15 protein-coding genes are annotated in these 16,182 nt (G+C 51.1%); 8 read left to right on the forward strand and 7 right to left on the reverse strand.

The annotated features are described in order from the left end of the window. Positions 1-77: 77 nt before the first annotated feature. The 3 genes from BGX14_RS00665 to BGX14_RS15160 form a co-directional block, all read right to left on the reverse strand. Complete coding sequence (locus BGX14_RS00665; protein ID WP_095878779.1) at positions 78-1,751, reverse strand: LamG domain-containing protein; 1,674 nt, start codon at positions 1,749-1,751, stop codon at positions 78-80. 124 nt (positions 1,752-1,875) lie between these two features. Beyond that, on the reverse strand, positions 1,876-3,735 hold the full coding sequence (gene mnmG / locus BGX14_RS00670) for a tRNA uridine-5-carboxymethylaminomethyl(34) synthesis enzyme MnmG (protein ID WP_078776407.1): 1,860 nt from the start codon (positions 3,733-3,735) through the stop codon (positions 1,876-1,878). A gap of 31 nt (positions 3,736-3,766) precedes the next feature. Next, entirely contained in the window at positions 3,767-3,961 is a 195-nt protein-coding gene (locus tag BGX14_RS15160; RefSeq protein ID WP_143159386.1) for a hypothetical protein, read from the reverse strand. On the opposite strand from BGX14_RS15160, the gene trpB reads away from it, so the two are divergent. The 4 genes from trpB to BGX14_RS00690 all read left to right on the forward strand — a co-directional run bounded on the left by trpB (position 3,947) and on the right by BGX14_RS00690 (position 7,236). Then, positions 3,947-5,224 (forward strand): tryptophan synthase subunit beta, encoded by a 1,278-nt coding sequence (gene trpB / locus BGX14_RS00675; protein WP_073304336.1) that lies wholly within the window; start codon positions 3,947-3,949, stop codon positions 5,222-5,224. The two genes, BGX14_RS15160 and trpB, sit on opposite strands and share 15 nt — an antisense overlap. Beyond that, a complete protein-coding gene (trpA, locus tag BGX14_RS00680; protein WP_233126355.1) occupies positions 5,217-5,972 on the forward strand; it encodes a tryptophan synthase subunit alpha in 756 nt (251 codons plus the stop codon). Before trpB ends, trpA begins: the two co-directional genes overlap by 8 nt. Continuing rightward, positions 5,969-6,826, forward strand: coding sequence for a hypothetical protein (locus BGX14_RS00685; RefSeq protein ID WP_095878780.1), 858 nt, complete (start codon positions 5,969-5,971; stop codon positions 6,824-6,826). Before trpA ends, BGX14_RS00685 begins: the two co-directional genes overlap by 4 nt. A 146-nt stretch (positions 6,827-6,972) precedes the next feature. After that, on the forward strand, positions 6,973-7,236 hold the full coding sequence (locus BGX14_RS00690; protein WP_073304340.1) for a hypothetical protein: 264 nt from the start codon (positions 6,973-6,975) through the stop codon (positions 7,234-7,236). A 360-nt stretch (positions 7,237-7,596) separates the two neighbouring features. Here BGX14_RS00690 and BGX14_RS00695 read toward each other — a convergent pair whose 3' ends face one another. Further along, the gene (locus BGX14_RS00695) at positions 7,597-9,375 is read right to left on the reverse strand and encodes a long-chain fatty acid--CoA ligase (RefSeq protein WP_095878781.1); all 1,779 of its coding nucleotides are present in this window, start codon (positions 9,373-9,375) and stop codon (positions 7,597-7,599) included. Positions 9,376-9,640: 265 nt separating this feature from the next. Between BGX14_RS00695 and gdhA the strand changes: the two genes are divergently transcribed. After that, on the forward strand, positions 9,641-10,990 hold the full coding sequence (gdhA, locus tag BGX14_RS00700; protein WP_073304484.1) for an NADP-specific glutamate dehydrogenase: 1,350 nt from the start codon (positions 9,641-9,643) through the stop codon (positions 10,988-10,990). Between the two features lie 185 nt (positions 10,991-11,175). Here gdhA and BGX14_RS00705 read toward each other — a convergent pair whose 3' ends face one another. From BGX14_RS00705 to BGX14_RS00715, 3 genes are read right to left on the reverse strand one after another with little or no spacing between them, the layout of a single operon-like run. Further along, positions 11,176-11,946 carry an energy transducer TonB gene (locus BGX14_RS00705; RefSeq protein WP_095878782.1) on the reverse strand — a complete coding sequence of 257 codons (771 nt, stop codon included), beginning with the start codon at positions 11,944-11,946 and terminating at the stop codon, positions 11,176-11,178. Between the two features lie 2 nt (positions 11,947-11,948). Further along, a complete protein-coding gene (locus BGX14_RS00710; protein WP_073304346.1) occupies positions 11,949-12,344 on the reverse strand; it encodes a biopolymer transporter ExbD in 396 nt (131 codons plus the stop codon). Positions 12,345-12,353: 9 nt separating this feature from the next. Next, entirely contained in the window at positions 12,354-13,043 is a 690-nt protein-coding gene (locus BGX14_RS00715; RefSeq protein WP_073304348.1) for a MotA/TolQ/ExbB proton channel family protein, read from the reverse strand. 220 nt (positions 13,044-13,263) lie between these two features. Between BGX14_RS00715 and BGX14_RS00720 the strand changes: the two genes are divergently transcribed. From BGX14_RS00720 to BGX14_RS00730, 3 genes are read left to right on the forward strand one after another with little or no spacing between them, the layout of a single operon-like run. Further along, a complete protein-coding gene (locus BGX14_RS00720; RefSeq protein ID WP_073304350.1) occupies positions 13,264-13,728 on the forward strand; it encodes a nucleoside deaminase in 465 nt (154 codons plus the stop codon). A 40-nt stretch (positions 13,729-13,768) separates the two neighbouring features. Continuing rightward, entirely contained in the window at positions 13,769-14,320 is a 552-nt protein-coding gene (locus tag BGX14_RS00725) for a carbohydrate-binding family 9-like protein (RefSeq protein ID WP_095878783.1), read from the forward strand. Between the two features lie 53 nt (positions 14,321-14,373). Continuing rightward, the gene (locus tag BGX14_RS00730; RefSeq protein ID WP_158223183.1) at positions 14,374-16,182 is read left to right on the forward strand and encodes a M23 family metallopeptidase; all 1,809 of its coding nucleotides are present in this window, start codon (positions 14,374-14,376) and stop codon (positions 16,180-16,182) included.

Below are 16,182 nucleotides of genomic sequence, written 5' to 3' on the forward strand. Positions count from 1 at the left end.
AAAATACCCTCCCGTTGGAGAATTCTATTTTCAGCGGTTTAAAACCGCAGTCCACGGACAACGTTTGTAAATTTCCCTTAATCGATAAATTCGGGAACCGGCCAGCGCTTTTGGGGATTCTGGTTTTGATAAGTCGTTAAAATCCAGGCGGAGGATCGCGCATTGCGGCTAACGTGAAATTCGTCGATGACTCCTTTGAAATAATGCGTCACCAAATCCGTCGGATCATCCGCCGGGTAAATCAATTTGCCGATGACAAAAAGGCTGTCCGTCGTACGCACGGTCGTACTTGTTCCTATCCGCGGCGAAGAGGCGGCGACTTCCCCGTTTACATACAGGGCCGCTCCGCTCGAATCTTGGACCACCGCCAGATGCGTCCATTCTTCGGAAGCCTTCGAGGAGTCCATATACCAGTATCTTGCGGAATTGCTGGAGGAATCCAGAATCTCGTCGGTGAAGATTTCGTACAGCCAGCTGGACTCGTTTGTTCCCGCCAAATACATCAAGTGATATTGAGAAGCTCCCTTTCCAAAAACAACGCGCGAACGGTCCAGCCCTTCCATTTTAACCCAGACGGAAAAAGTGACCGAAGTCTGGAGAGTCAAATCCAAAGCGCCGGTCGCCGAATTCGGAATGGTCACGGCCCCTTGACTGCCGTCGTAATAAAGCGCTCCGCCGGCAACCGCCTCGTCGGCAACGGACAGATCTTCGGGAATGCCGTCAAAACCGTTTCCCGTAGCGTCTCTTGCCGTCGAATCCCCTTCGTCAAAATGCCAAGCGGCGATAAAACCGTCCGAAAAGACATTTCCCTGCGATTGAAGCGATGCTTCTGTATTTTCTTCAAACGACAGGAAGAGCGTATCCTTTGCGTTCGCCCGCAATTTGGCAATCCGAGTCCAAAAGGCGAAATCCCCTTTTTCCATGTCGGCATAGGAAAGCGAAAGCGGAAGGGTATCGCCGCAAAGCACGGCATTCCACGCGCCTTGAAGCCGCTCCAGTCCGCGGAAATCGTAGTCCGAAGAATCCAAACGAATTTCCAGCGGGAAATTGCGCAAGTCTTCGGACAGGGCGATTCCCGAAGAGGTCATATCGAGCGGGACGCGAAAGCGCAACGAAACGGAATGGGAATGCACGCTTGTGACTGAGTCGGCGACAACCAGAACAGGTTCGTTTACCTCCAGAGAATCCCCAGAATCCGAACGGAAAATCAGCGGGCAAAGGGAATCCGACGGCAGAGAATCCACAAAGATATTGCCCAGCTCCACCGTCACCGGGCGAAGAATCGTCGTTCCCGGCACATAGACCACTCCGGTCGTGCCGTCTGCAAAATTTTCTGCACCCAAGCGGACGCTTCCCGTATTTTCCAAGTAGCCTTTGATATTTTCCCTTTCCGAATCTTTCGATATGCCCATCTGCACCAGCTGCATTCCTGAAAGGGAATCCACGGCTTCCAGCGTAAAAATTTCGGAAGGGAGGGTTGAAAATTCAAAACGGCCCAAGGAATCCGTCCAAGTCGTCCAAAGGGAATCGACAGAATCGCTCCATACGGAAAAATCATCGGGAACGACCCGGACGCGAACGCGCGCGGCAAACGAGCCGTCGGCAAAATACAGAACGCCCGCAATTTCCGGGTTTCCAGATTCTGCGCTATTTCCCAGCGATGTCCGGTCATCCGAACAGTTCAAAGTGAAAAAAGCGGCCAGTATCGCCAGCAGAATCCAGAGCAGATTATCATATTTTTGACGTATCATCCCATTCACCTAAAAGAAATATACATCCAAAGACGGGATGCGCCGCTAAAAATAATCGTCTCTGTTGTCCATGGACAATGGCGGGAGTTTTCAAGCGGGAATCAGGCTTCGATTCTGCCAAAATTTACTTTTCGGCCCAGTGCGCAAGAACCATCACGTCGGAGGGACGAATGCCGGGAATACGGGATGCGCTACCGACGGTAAGCGGTCTGGCGTTGGCGAGTCGTTGGCGGCTTTCGATGGAAAGGGCGGAAATCCGGCTATAGTCCATGTCCGGCTGCAATTTGATCCGGTCCATTTTCTTTTCATGCTCGATTTCCTTTTCCTGGCGGGCAAAAAATCCCGCATAGGCTTCTTCGGCAAAAAGATTCCACAAATCGCGGCGAATGAGCTTGTTGTCCGGAACGAATTTTTGGAAAAACGCTTCGGGGTCGATTTTGGGCCGACGCAGAATCGTGTTCAGCCGCACGGATTCCCGAACGGGCGCTTCGCCGAACGATTCCAGAAACGGATTGATTTCCGCAGCCGAGACATTCGTCTCCGCCAAGGATTTTTTCACCCGTTCCATTTCCTGTTTCCGAAGGGTCCATGCTCCATAGTCGGCGTCGGTTATCATGCCCAGGCTACGCGCTTTTTCCTTCAGGCGAGAGTCGGCGTTGTCCGAGCGCAAAAAAAGTCGGTATTCCGCACGGCTGGTGAACATCCGGTAAGGTTCGTCCAAAAGGAAATGCGAAAGGTCGTCCGCCATCACGCCGATGTAGCTTTCCGAACGCCCCAAAATAAAGGGTTCCGCATTTTGGCATTTAAGTGCCGCATTGATTCCTGCGACAATTCCTTGCCCCGCCGCTTCTTCATAGCCGCTTGTGCCGCAGACCTGCCCCGCAAAATACAGGCCCGAAAGCCGCTTGCATTCAAAAGTCGGATAAAGCTGCGTGGCATCGATGCTGTCGTATTCCACCGCATAGCCGATCTGCATGACCCGCACTTCCGAAAGTCCCGGAATGGTGTGCAAGGCTTTCAACTGCACGTCCGCCGGCAGGCTCGAACTGAATCCATTCAAATAAATGCGGGAAACGTCCTTGGTTTCAGGTTCCATAAAAAGCTGGTGCCCGTCCTTGTCGCCAAATCGATTGATTTTGTCTTCGATGCTCGGGCAATAGCGCGGCCCCTTCCCTTGAATGCGACCGGAAAACATCGGGCTGTCCTTGAAGCCCGAACGCAGAATCTCGTGCGTTTTCAAGTTCGTCCGCGTAATCCAGCAGACGTTGCCATTGTCAATCGCTTCCGCATGCCGGTCGCTCATCGGCCAGGGATTTGCGTCCCCCGGCTGGACTTCGCATTCTTCAAAATGAATAGTCGAAGGATCTAGACGGCTGGGCGTTCCCGTTTTCAATCGCCGAAGCTGCAACCCGTTTGCCTGAATGGACTTTGAAAGCGCGTCCGCGCTGGGTTCCCCCACGCGCCCGCCGATACTCGTTTCGAGACCGGTAAACATTTTGGACGCCAGAAAAGTGCCGCTGGTGATTATCAGCGTTCGGGTTTCGTAGCGCGCTCCATTTAAAAGGGTCAGTTCAAAATTTCCATCGGCATTTTTTTCAAAGGCTGCGAGTTCCCCGGGAATCAGATGGAGTCCGACGCAACTTTCCAAAGCTTCCCGTGCGCATTCGCTGTATTTTTTCAAATCGCATTGCGCTCGCGGTCCCCATACGGCGGGTCCCTTGCTCTGATTCAGCATCCGGAACTGGATGCCCGCCTTGTCCGTCAAAATTCCCATCAGCCCGCCTAATGCGTCGATGTCGCGGACAATTTGCCCTTTGCTTACACCGCCCACTGCTGGATTGCAGGACATTCTGCCGATGGCATTCAAATCCATCGTCACCATGGCCGTTTTCACGCCGATTTTCCACGCCGCATGCGCCGCTTCGATTCCGGCGTGTCCGCCGCCAATCACAACTACATCAAACTGTTCAAGAATTGCACTCATCACGAGCCTTCTTTTTTTTTGAAACGCCAATTTAGAAAATACCCTTGCCAATTTTTTTTGCAATGTCTATTTTTGCGTCATGCAAAACACAAGAAACATCAACTGCTGGTGGCGTCGGGCTTGACATAAGTCCGGTTTTTGTGTTTTTCACTGGTTTTAAGGACCTTCCGGACGTATTCGGAAGGTCTTTTTCTTTTTGTAAAGGAAGAATATGAACAGCAATCATGGCTTTTTCGACCGCTTCGGCGGCAAATACGTCGCCGAAGTTTTGAAGCGCCCTCTGGACGAATTGGAAGAAGCGTTTCGGCATTTTTCCCGCGACCCGAAATTTTCTGCGGAATTGCAAGAAATCCGGAGAGATTACATCGGCAGGGAAACCCCGCTGCTTTTTGCCCCTCGAGCGACAGAACATCTGGGCGGCGCGCAGATTTACATCAAACTCGAAGGCTTGGCGAATACGGGTGCCCACAAAATAAACAATGCGATAGGCCAGGTCCTTTTAGCCAAATACATGGGAAAAAAACGGATTATCGCCGAAACCGGAGCCGGGCAACACGGCGTTGCGACCGCCGCGGCGTGCGCTAAACTCGGCTTGGATTGCACCGTGTATATGGGCGAAGTCGATGTTCGTCGCCAGCAGCCCAATGTCGCCGCTATGGAACTTTATGGTGCCAAGGTACGTTCGGTGACAAGCGGTTCGCGCACCTTAAAAGACGCCGTCAATGAAGCGATGCGCGACTGGGCGAGCAATCCCGATTCCACGCATTACGTTCTGGGTTCTGCTTTAGGCCCTGCCCCCTTTCCCGATATTGTCCGGTCCTTTCAATCCATTATCGGGGAAGAAGTCAAAGCGCAATGCGAAGAACGGAATATCGATGTCGCAGCCATGATAGCCTGTGTCGGCGGCGGTTCCAACTCCATCGGTTTTTTCAGTCCTTTTCTCCAGCAAAAATCGCCCCGCCTCATCGGCGTCGAAGCGGGCGGAATCGGTCCGAAAATCGGTGAAAATGCCTGCCGTATGCTGGGAAATGCCAGCAGAGAATCCATTATTCAAGGATATAAAAGTCGTTTTCTTGTCGATGAAGACGGGAACTCCTTGCCGACGCGTTCCATCAGCGCAGGACTCGACTATATCGGAATCGGACCGCAACTGGCTGCTTTGGGAGAAAGCGGGCGCATTGAATTTGTCAGCGCAACGGATAAAGAAGCTCTGGAAGCCGTCCTTTTTTTTGCGCAAAAAGAAGGCGTTCTTTTTGCCTTGGAAAGCGCGCACGCCGGTGCGGCAGCCATGAAAATCGCCAAGGAAATTCCGCAAGACAAAGCCATCGTCATCAATATGTCGGGGCGCGGGGACAAGGACGTTTTCATTACCAGCCCGGAATTCCGACCGGAGGAATGGAAACGTTTCCTGCAAAGCGAATTGCAGCGTCTCAACGAACAAAAGGATATTCACAACGCCAAATTACTAGGAGAAACAGCCAATGCCTAAAATCAAATTGATGAGTCATCTGGTCGCCGGTTACCCGACAGACGAAATCTCTTTTCAAGCGGCTTCGGCTATGGTCAAGGGCGGTGCCGATATTCTGGAAATTCAGTTGGCGTTTAGCGATCCTTCCGCAGACGGTCCGGCAATTCAGGAAGCCTGCACCGAAGTTCTAAGTCGCCATTACCGCGTCAGCGACGGCCTCGCCTTCATCGCCAAAATACACAAAGCTTTTCCGCAAACGACCATTTACCTGATGAGTTACGCCTCTTTGGTCTATACGCCGGGAGTCGAAAATTTTTGCAAGCGTGCGAGCGAAGCGGGGGTTCGCGGCATGATCATCCCCGACCTGCCATTCGACCACGACGAAGGACTGACCGCCGCTTGTAAAAAATACGGGATGGAGAACATTCCCGTGGCAAGTCCCAGCATGGACGAGGCGAGACTTTCCCAAATGGCGCATGCGGGTTTTCCGCACATCTACGCATCGCTCCGCGTCGGCATCACGGGAACGACGACGGTCATCGATGATGAAACCCTCCAGTTCATATCCAAGGTGCGGGAGGGAGGTTCCGCGGTGTACGGCGGCTTCGGGATTTCCACAGGCGAACAGTCGAAAGCCATCGCAAATTCCGTCGAAGCAGTCATCGCCGGATCCGTTTTCGTCAGGCTGATCAAAAAATACGCCCACGATGAAAAAGCGCTTTCCGAAGCGGTCGAGGCGAAAGCCCGCGAACTCTGCGGACTCAGATGAAATTTTATTTGAGTCTCTTTTTCGCTTTCGCAGTGATCGCCTGCAGTACACATTCGGAAGACCCCTGCAAAGGACCGATGATTCCCTTGGAGCTTTTGGTCAGCGAAGCATGCGAAGAAGAACTTTCCGAAGATTTCGGATGGCAGCCGGCGGGATTCAGTCCCGTCATCGACAATGAGCGCGGTGGAAGCCTACGGAAAGTCACACATTCCAAAGACTGGCTCATTATAAGGGATAACTGGATGTCTCCCGTTAAAGGCAAGCCCAATTATCGCACGTTCTCGCCAAGGGTTTTCATCTCGAAAATCGGCTCTTCGGTCTGGGACACGATTGCGCCGCCGACAGATGCCTATGTAAAAAATGTTTTCGCAGATTCCAGCGGACTTTACGTGGGAACCTACCGTTCCGGGGAAATCTGGAAGTATTCCCCAGAAGAAAAAAATTGGAAAAGGTTGCTAAAAAAAGAAGTGGGGGCTGGCGGATGGTTCGACGTTATGGGCATCGGAAGGACTTCTAACCGCCTAGTCGTCAATCTGGCCGGCTACAAGGACAGCATTGAAGAAGCGGCAAAGCGCATCACGACCGTTATCGCCATCCAAAAGGATTCCAATTGGAATCAATACGAAGAGGAAGACGGCCTGCAATTTTTGAGTGCTGTAGAAATTTCCGGGACATTCTTTGTTTCCGCATACGATTTAGGCGTCTGCAAGTTGGATTTGAACTCAGGAAACTATCAACAGCTTGCCAAATTCCCACCACCATACCGACAGACAGACTCCACGCGATATGCCTATAAAATATTTACGCATAAGGAAAAACTCTACGCCATTTCACATAATGTGATTTACCAATGAGATGAAACAGATTCCTGGATTTCGATTGACAGCGTACACTTTAAAAAAATCGAGGACGATGTGTAACAAGCGCTCCGGGAATAGTCACCTCTTTAGCTTCTGACGAGAAACATCTATTCGCTTCAGGAGAACGCCCATTTATTCCTATGGTCTATATGGGCGATTATGGAGAGCCTTACGAGAGTGAACCCAAAGGCTGGCGAATGCTCAACCGCAATTGGTGCACCGCCAAGGGCAAATGCCAGACCGGTAGCACAGTCCAAAGTTTGGATGTCGTCGGCGACACGCTCTACGCTGCCGCCGCAGATGGCCTTTTCAGGTTTCCCCTTTCAGAACTGGACAGCGCCATCACCAACGAATTTTCTTACTATTTAATTTCACAGGACTCGCAGATTGTTATGCCCAAGTAAATCCAGTCTTGAATAGAAAAATCCCTAAAAATTGAATTTTAGGGATAATCTTGATTCTAGCTTGCGTTTTCGACCGAGAAGATGAGAGCCGACCGAGACATAAGATGCCAAATTAAGGCCATATTAAATGTAGATCTGCATTTTCAATGTTCCGGAGCAGACTTTTGGGATGTAGCCGTTTTCGTCGGGCGTCAAAACCGCGCTCATTCCGTAGCGTTTTTGCATTCCCTGATCGAGTTGCGGTAAAGCGGACAGGGCAAGGGTTTCTCCTTGTAAAATTTTTAAGAACGCACGTGGTTTCGCTTGAAATTCCGACGACTTTGAGTTGCGACTTCCCTACTTTTCGCAAAGCCTTCCGGACTACCCGCCTGAAGGCAGATACATCCGTTCGATTTCTTGGGCGAAGCGAGCTTCCACCGCTTTGCGGCGGAGTTTGAAAGTCGGCGTCAGCAATCCGGATTCCACCGAAAGCGGCTCGGCGACCAGCGTCCATTTTTTGATGCGCTCCCAGTGGTTCAGCTTTCGATTTACCGCATCGATATAATCCTGCACACGGCAAAGAATGCGCTCGTCTTGCAAAGCTTCTTCGGCGTGAAAATTCCGGCGGTTCGTTCCCAAAATGCGCATAGCGTCGTCGCATTCCAAAAAGAGTATCGCCGAAACGAATTTCCGATTGTTCGCAATTACCAAGGCGGCATCGATCAACGGATGGCGTCCCAGTTCTAGTTCAATGGGAACCGGCGAAACATATTTGCCCGTGCTCGTTTTAAAAATTTCCTTGATTCGCCCCGTCAAAAAAAGATAGCCGTCCTCGTCGAGAAGCCCCTGATCCCCCGTGCGAAAATACCCGTCCGAAGTCCACGCTTCCCGATTCATTTCGGGCATATTGCGATAGCCGTGAAACACGCTCGGCCCCTTGACCAGAATTTCGTTTTGCGTACCGATTTTGACGCGCAATCCGGCAATGGGCTTTCCTACCGATCCGATTTTGTACGCCCCCGTGATATTCGTGCTGACCACAGGGCAGCATTCCGTAAGGCCGTAGCCTTCAAAAACCGGAAAGCCGACATTGACCAGAAAGCGGAAAACCGTCTTGTTCAACGCGCTGCTTCCCGAAATAATCCATTTGAAATTTCCGCCAAACGCTTCGCGAATTTTCCGATAGACCAATCTGTCGTAAAAATTTCTGCGCCATTTTCCTCGACCGGGAATATTCTTCTTCGCAAAAAGCATCGCCCGGTGCATTATCCTGCGCTTCAGCCCCCGCAGTTTGTATTCCCGCGCCGAAACCGCGTCGGCGAGTTTTTCCAAAATCCGCGGAACAAAGGTGCATATCGCCGGATGCACTTCGTAAGCGATAACCCCCAGATTTTTGGGGGAGTCCGCAAAATAGATCTTTACATGGCGGGAAATGTAAAAGCAAATCGCCATCCGCTCAAAAACATGGGCAACGGGCAAAACACTCAAAGCGGAGTCCGTTTTCACGTCCAAATGGATCATCGGCGAAAGCGCGCCAATCATCGAAAGCATATTCCGGTGCGAAAGCTCCGCCCCTTTGGGAAGCCCGGTCGAACCGCTCGTATAAATGACCGAAAACAAATCCTGCGGGCGGATTCCCTCCAGACGATATTGAAAATAGGCGCGGGCACCTTCCTCTTTCGCGAGGATTTCGCCTTCGTAAAGCAGATTTTTCCAATAGACGCCATTCAAGGGAAGCGGCGAATTTTCGTCAAAGCAAAAAATGTAGCGAAAATGCGCCAGATGCTTGCGAACGCCGGCATCCAGGTTGTCAATGCGATCGACGGCCAAAAAAGCGATTTCCGAATCCTTGCACTGGAATTCAAAATGTTCTTCACTGATATTGGGAAAAAGCGGAACGGTCGGCGCATGGCAAATTTCGCACGCCAGATCCGCAATAAACCAGTTTGGTGAAGAGTCGGCAATGATACCCAGACTTTTTCCTTCGCCCACGCCATATTTAGCGAGAGCCAAAGTCGCATAGAGCAGCATTTTTTCCAGTTTGTCGCCCGAATACGCATCCCAAAAACCATCCCGCCGTTTGAACCAGCCGGGGAAATCGGGATCGCGGCACATATCGAGAAACAGCGCCGGAAGGGATTGAAAGTCTTCGCTTTTCATACGATTCTTGCCATCAAAATACCTTTTTCCACAAAAAATGCGATAAAAAAGCAGATTTTGAAAAAAAATTTTGAAGGCAGATTACAAAAATGTCATTTTGGCATTTTTTGTTTTTCGCATTTTTCTTCAAAAAATCGTTTTGTTCAGAACGATTTCCGTTTTATACAAAATTGTAACATTTTATTTTTCTCCGCACCAAATTATCGGCTTTTGGCTTTGTTATATTTCCCCACGAAAAACAATTTTGTTTTCATTGGAGATAAACATGACCATCAAAAATGCATATCTGAAAAAGGTTTACGACAAAGTTGTCGCCCGCGACCCGGATCAGGCTCTTTTCCACCAGGCAGTCCGCGAATTTCTCGAATCGCTCGACCCGGTTCTTGAAAAGGACAAGTCCTATGAAACGAACGGCATCATCGACCGCCTTGTCGAACCGGAACGCGTCATCATGTTCCGTGTCCCCTGGCTTGACGACAAGGGCAATGTGCAAGTAAACCGCGGCTACCGCGTCCAGTTCAATTCGGCCATTGGCCCTTACAAGGGCGGTCTCCGTCTTCGTGACAATGTCACCCTTTCCATGCTCAAGTTCCTCGGTTTTGAACAGGTCTTCAAGAACAGCCTGACGACTCTTCCGATGGGTGGCGGCAAGGGCGGTTCCGACTTCGACCCGAAAGGCAAGAGCGACAACGAAGTGATGCGCTTCTGCCAGTCCTTCATGACGGAACTCTGCAAGCACATTGGCGCGGACACGGACGTTCCGGCTGGCGACCAGGGAACAGGTGCTCGTGAAATCGGCTATATGTTCGGTCAATACAAGCGCATCCGCAATGAATTTGTGGGCGTTCTGACCGGCAAAGGACTTTCTTACGGCGGTTCTCTCGCCCGCACAGAAGCGACCGGCTACGGCCTTTGCTACTTCACCCGCGAAATGCTCAAGGATCTCGCCAACGATTCCTTCCAAGGCAAAACCGTCGTCATTTCCGGTTCGGGCAACGTCGCCATCTACGCTTGCCAAAAGGCGCAGTCCTTTGGTGCGAAAGTCGTTACCGTTTCGGATTCCAACGGCTACATCTATGACCCGAACGGCATTCAGCTCGACATCGTTCGCGACATCAAGGAAGCCCATCGTGGACGTATCAAGGAATACGCCGACCGGGTAAAGGGTTCCGAATACCACGAAGGTTCGAAGGGCGTTTGGACGGTCAAATGCGACATCGCTTTGCCGTGCGCCACGCAGAACGAACTTGACGAAGAAAGTGCCAAGGCTCTTATCGCCAATGGCGTAAAAGCTGTCGCCGAAGGTGCGAATATGCCTTCCACTCCGGAAGCTATTGAAGCATTCCTGAATGCAGGCGTTCTGTTTGGACCGGCCAAAGCCGCGAATGCAGGCGGAGTCGCTACTTCCGGCCTTGAAATGAGCCAGAACTCCGAACGTCTTTCCTGGACTTTCGAAGAAGTGGACGCCAAGCTCGAAGGCATCATGAAGAGCATCTACAAGGCTGCATCGGAAGCCGCCGTCGAATACGGACAGAAGGGCAACCTGGTCATGGGAGCCAATATCGCCGGATTCAAGAAGGTAGCCGACGCGATGAAATGGCAGGGCGCCGTCTAATTCGCGCTTCCTTATTTACAAGAAAAATCCCGGGCATTCGCTCGGGATTTTTTGCTTGGTAGGGAAAGCGGTTTCTTGCCGTTTTCTATTTCCATTCAGGCTGCAAATCCCATAAGCTTTGTAAAATTGCGCGTTTGGGCTTTCGTCACTCTGCGGAGCATAGCGACGCGGCAAATCATTTAGGCTCAATTCGGCGTAAAATTGAATTTAAGGGAAAGCGCCGGTTCCCGGTAATTCGCAGGCAATGGCGGCAAAGTGGATCTCTGCACAGCTCGCATGGAAAGATGGTCCCAAGTCCGGTTTCCCGACGAGCGTTTCAATGAAATGTTCGTGATTTTGCCAAAACGATCCACGGTGAATTGCACCGATGTTTTGGTACTCTTGCTCACTTTCAATCCCGATGGCGGCCTGAAATTTTGCATGATGATTTGCTTTAGGCGTTCCAGATAAACCTGCATCAGCGGATCCATATCCACATAGCCGACCGGGTTTAATCCCGACTCTTCGGCGATTTCTTCGGGCAAATCCATATCGTCCGGCAGATTCATCGTTTCCTCTTCGTGAACTTCTTCCGGCTCTGGTGCGGGTTCAGGAGGCGGCTCGACGGGCTTCGGTTTTTCTTCGGCGATTTTCGGTTCCGGAGGAAGTTCCTTCTTGATTTCCGGCTTGGGTTTCGGCAGTTCCTTTTTCGGTTCTGTTTTGGGTGGTTCCGGTTTTGGAGGCTGCGGTTTGGGACGCGGCGCGGCGGGTTTTACGGGCTTGGGCGACTGCACTTGAACCAGCTGAAAAACCTTAACGGCTTCCGGCGGACGTTCAAAATGGATTTGATTCAATCCGATAACGGCGGCTACAATCAGCAGATGAAAAACGACAGAGACCGCAATAATCTGGAGGAGTTTTCCGCTCCAAGCGGTTCTGAAAAAGGGCGAATTTTTCTGCGGATTTTTATGGGACATCGCTATCTTTCATCCGGCAGAGTCAAAAAACCGAGCTTGGTCACGCCCGCATTCTGCACGAGCGAAACGACTTTCATCACTTTGCCATAATCTACGGATTCGTCCGCATTGATGACCACCGCCATATTGCCGTCCCAAAGGGATTTGAAAACGCTATTGAAATCCTTGGGGTTTACTTTCATGTCGGCGATATAGACTTCGTTCTGCTTGTTGATGGAGACTTTCAGCAGTTTTTCCTGCTCCATCGTGGGCGCTTCCGCCTTGGGCAGTTCCACTTTGATTCCTTGACTCATCAGCGGTGCGGAAATCATAAACACAATAAGAATCGAGAACACCACGTCAATCATATTCGTGAGGTTCATTTCCTGATTGATAGGCTTGCCACGACTGCGTTTCACAAGAACTCCTTAGCCAGCCACTTCTTCCAACGCCAGCAAGTCGCCGCGTTTGAACAGGCTGAGCATCCGGCTGCCAAAATTATAGTAAGCGATTTCGTTTTCTCCGGTACGCGAAACGAAGATGTTGTAAGCGCCCGATGCGGGAATGGCGACAACGAGACCGGCGACCGTCGTAATCAAAGCCATCGCGATGCCCGGGGCTACGACGGTCAAATCGGCGGAGCCGTGTTTGCCGATTTCAAAGAAAGCGCTCATAATGCCCCACACGGTGCCGAGAAGTCCAAAAAACGGAGCCAGGTTGGCGCACATCCCCAAAAAATTCACATGGCGATTTTCGCTCAGGCGGATGCCTTCTATCGAACGCTGGATCGTATCTTCCAAAAGCGAAGCACGGTGCTGTATTGAATCGTAACTCACAAAGCTGCTGAATTTGGACGCTTCGATTAGGACTTCTTCCGTCAGGCTTTTGAGGGCGCTCATTCCGCTGGAATCGCAAAGGTCCTTCAAGTCCACAAACCGTTCCACTTTTTCAAATTGGCGATAAAAGCGGGCGTTGGCATTTTGATTTTTACGGAAAAAAATCCACTTCAGAATAATAATGCCCCAACTGAAAAGCGACATCAGAGCCAGAACGCAAAGGATGATGATTGTGGCGACGTCGGAATCGCGAACCATCTGGATGACCGGCAAGTCGAGCATAAAGCCTCCCAAAAAAAGTCCGATACAATATAATAAAAAGCGTTCGGCAAGATGGGCGGAAAAATCTTCGTCAACAAAAAATGCTTGACTTATCGCGAAAACAAAATTAAGTTCCCCTTATACGGGACGTTCCGATTTCCACCCATGCCAATTCACCCCAACGCCTTTCGTTCCCGTTGTATATGGAACCGGACAACTTGAAAAAATCAGAGGTTACGAAATGAATGATGAAATCTGGATGCAAGAAGCCATTCGAGAAGCGAGAGCCGGCATCGAACGCAATGAAGGCGGGCCCTTTGGAACCGTCATTGTCAAGGACGGAAAAATTGTGGGACGCGGACACAACGGCGTTCTTTTAAAGCACGACCCAACCTGCCACGGAGAAATCGAAGCGATTCGCGATGCCTGCAAAAATCTGGGGACGCATATTTTAAAAGGCTGCACGCTTTACACGACTTCGGAACCTTGCCCCATGTGCCTTGGCGGTATTCTATGGGCGAAGATCGATTCCATCGTCTGCGGGTGCAATGTCCGGGATGCCGAAAAAATCGGTTTCGGCGACAATTCCTTTTACGAAATTCTCACCGGGAAAGAACGCGGAAAACTCCAGCGGCGCACAGCCTGTCGGGAAGATTGCCTGCAACTTTTCCAGGACTATTCCCGCAAAACGGATACGCGCTACTAAACCCACAGCGCAGACACCAAAATGTTGTTAAATTGAAACTATGCTTTTAAAACAAAATCCCCTTTGGGAATCCAAAAAAGAAAAGAACTCCCCCGTTGTCGTCGCCCATCTTTTCAAAGACAATACCTTTTTGCATGTCCGCTTTCAAGTTTCCGAGCCGGAAAATTGTTACGCCTCCTTTATTCGTCAAGACGGAGATCACGCTTGGGAAGACAGCTGCGTCGAAATTTTCGTTCAGGCTCTCGACAATCCGAACGAGTATATCAATTTTGAATTCACCAGCAAAGCCTTCTGTTATGCGGCCCGTGGCAGAGATCGCTTTCATCGCAAAGAATTTTTGCGCAACCGGTATTCCCGCATTCTGCGTTCGGCGACCGCTCCCGTTTTTCAAAACGGCACGGTTTCCTGGGAAATCCACGTTTCCATTCCCGCGCAACTCCTGGGAGCCGAAAATCTGGCGGGGGAAGAAATTTTCGGGAATCTTTACAAATGCGCGGACAGGGCTCTCACTCCCCACTACCTGACCCTATTTCCCATTTCGACAGAACGTCCCGATTTTCACCAGCCCCGATTTTTCCAGAAACTTTTATAAAAGGACGGTTTTGAATGCCCATTTTCCGACTTAGCCTTTTCCTTTGCGCCGCCATGCTTTGGGGACAGGACTTGCTGTACATGCCATTTGGAAAGCCGGGATTTCTCACCTCTTCCTTCGGAGAAAATCGGGGAACGCGTTACCATGCGGGCATCGACTATTCCACGGAAATGCAGGAAGGCTTCCCGGTCCTGGCTCCGGAAGAGGGAAAAATCGTCCGGGTCAAGGTCTCGCCCTATTTTTACGGCAAGGTCATCTACTTTCAGGGAAAAAGCGGGCGCACTTGGGTCTTTGCGCACCTCAGCGGTTTTTCGGAGCCGCTCCACGCCTTGATTCAAAAGACCCAGAATCAAAAACGCCGGAACGATGTCGCTCTGGAAAATCCGAAAATTCCCGCATTCCGCTATGGAGACACGCTGGCATTTACCGGCAGCTCCGGCATCGGAAATCCGCATTTGCATCTGGAATTGCGAGCCGGTGAAAATGTCCTGAATCCCTGTCGGAACGGCGTCTTTTGCGGAGACACGCTGGAACCGCTCATTCTCGGAGCCGCGGTTTTTCAGGGAGAAAGCATTTCCCTTTCCGGCGAAAGCGATTTGAAAGCGGGCTGTCTGGCCGAGCCGAACCCGAAAAACCGGCAGGATCCGTTGCGATTCGCATTCAAAATCGCCGACTACAGCCGTGAACCGCTGGAAAATCCGATGTCCATTCGGCGACTGACCTTAAAAAATGGCGGTAAAATCATCGGCGAAACCGTTCACGACACGCTGTCCTATTCCGGCATGATTCAAATTCGCGAAGAACTTTTGTGGGCGGAAGAAGCGGACACGGCTGGCGACTGGCACTGGATTTCCGAGCCGTACATCCCGGAAGCCAACGACTCTCTTACTCTGGAAGCCGAAGACATGGTCGGGCACGTCGCCTCCCGAAAATTGACGTTTTCAAAAGAATGCCCTGGGGAAAAGCCGATACGGCAAGGAAAAAATCAACGCCCCGAACTCTTCACGTTTTTAAGCCGCCCATGGGTGGGGTTGCATCTTTGCCAGAGCGAGGATTCCAAAACCGCATTTTTCTTCTTCAGCCGCGGAGAACTGCTGGCCGACGCCTGCAAAGAAGTCGAACCCGTCGCGACGCCTCTGGGGAAACTTCTGGAAATATACCCCGGCATCGACGAAATCCGTCTTGTGCAGAACGGAAAAACGGACACCATCCGAATCGGGGAAATTCCCGCAGACGCTCAAAACTTTCAACTGGAGACCCGATGGGACGGGCATTCCATTCGGCAACAGGTCACCGAACTTGCCGACGTTCCGTGGACAAGAATCCTCGCCGTACGAAAATTCCAGAACGACAGCGTTCCCGCTTTTGAATTTCATCCCAAGGGACTTCATTTTTTGGGAAGCTGGACCGTCGCTTTTGACGCGGAACTCGCCCAAGTGCCCCTCTACTATCTTGGGGAAACCAGCCGGAAATGGTTCCTCTTCAGCAAGCAGAAAGCCGCCATCCGGGAGCGGAGCGCCAGCATGAACGAACTTCGGGATATCGGTTTCATCTTGGACAAAACGCCGCCCGAATTGGGAACGCCTCGTCTGGATTCCGCCATGATTGCGGGCAAAAGGCAAAAAGTCCTTCGGATTCCCGTCATCGAAACGGAGTCCGGAATCGAAAACGGCAACTCTATCCAGGCAAGCGCCAAAGGCAAGCCTTTCATCTATGCCGAATACGATTCGGAGCCGAAAGAACTCGTCTTTGTTTACAGCGATCTTCCCTCCGGAAAAAATTTCACCATCCGAATCCAGGATGAAGCGGGCAACGCCAAATCATTCCTCGTGGACATTCCCCGCAAAACAGATTCGGAATAA

It is taken from the genome of Fibrobacter sp. UWS1 (genome assembly GCF_002300445.1).
Lineage (GTDB): Bacteria > Fibrobacterota > Fibrobacteria > Fibrobacterales > Fibrobacteraceae > Hallerella > Hallerella intestinalis.

Bases quoted from the DNA above. Each gene is read 5' to 3' on its own strand.
- BGX14_RS00665 (WP_095878779.1), bottom strand. From the start codon at position 1,751: ATGATACGTCAAAAATATGATAATCTGCTCTGGATTCTGCTGGCGATA.
- mnmG (WP_078776407.1), bottom strand. From the start codon at position 3,735: ATGAGTGCAATTCTTGAACAGTTTGATGTAGTTGTGATTGGCGGCGGA.
- trpB (WP_073304336.1), top strand. From the start codon at position 3,947: ATGAACAGCAATCATGGCTTTTTCGACCGCTTCGGCGGCAAATACGTC.
- BGX14_RS15160 (WP_143159386.1), bottom strand. From the start codon at position 3,961: ATGATTGCTGTTCATATTCTTCCTTTACAAAAAGAAAAAGACCTTCCG.
- trpA (WP_233126355.1), top strand. From the start codon at position 5,217: ATGCCTAAAATCAAATTGATGAGTCATCTGGTCGCCGGTTACCCGACA.
- BGX14_RS00685 (WP_095878780.1), top strand. From the start codon at position 5,969: ATGAAATTTTATTTGAGTCTCTTTTTCGCTTTCGCAGTGATCGCCTGC.
- BGX14_RS00690 (WP_073304340.1), top strand. From the start codon at position 6,973: ATGGTCTATATGGGCGATTATGGAGAGCCTTACGAGAGTGAACCCAAA.
- BGX14_RS00695 (WP_095878781.1), bottom strand. From the start codon at position 9,375: ATGAAAAGCGAAGACTTTCAATCCCTTCCGGCGCTGTTTCTCGATATG.
- gdhA (WP_073304484.1), top strand. From the start codon at position 9,641: ATGACCATCAAAAATGCATATCTGAAAAAGGTTTACGACAAAGTTGTC.
- BGX14_RS00705 (WP_095878782.1), bottom strand. From the start codon at position 11,946: ATGTCCCATAAAAATCCGCAGAAAAATTCGCCCTTTTTCAGAACCGCT.
- BGX14_RS00715 (WP_073304348.1), bottom strand. From the start codon at position 13,043: ATGCTCGACTTGCCGGTCATCCAGATGGTTCGCGATTCCGACGTCGCC.
- BGX14_RS00720 (WP_073304350.1), top strand. From the start codon at position 13,264: ATGAATGATGAAATCTGGATGCAAGAAGCCATTCGAGAAGCGAGAGCC.
- BGX14_RS00725 (WP_095878783.1), top strand. From the start codon at position 13,769: ATGCTTTTAAAACAAAATCCCCTTTGGGAATCCAAAAAAGAAAAGAAC.
- BGX14_RS00730 (WP_158223183.1), top strand. From the start codon at position 14,374: ATGCTTTGGGGACAGGACTTGCTGTACATGCCATTTGGAAAGCCGGGA.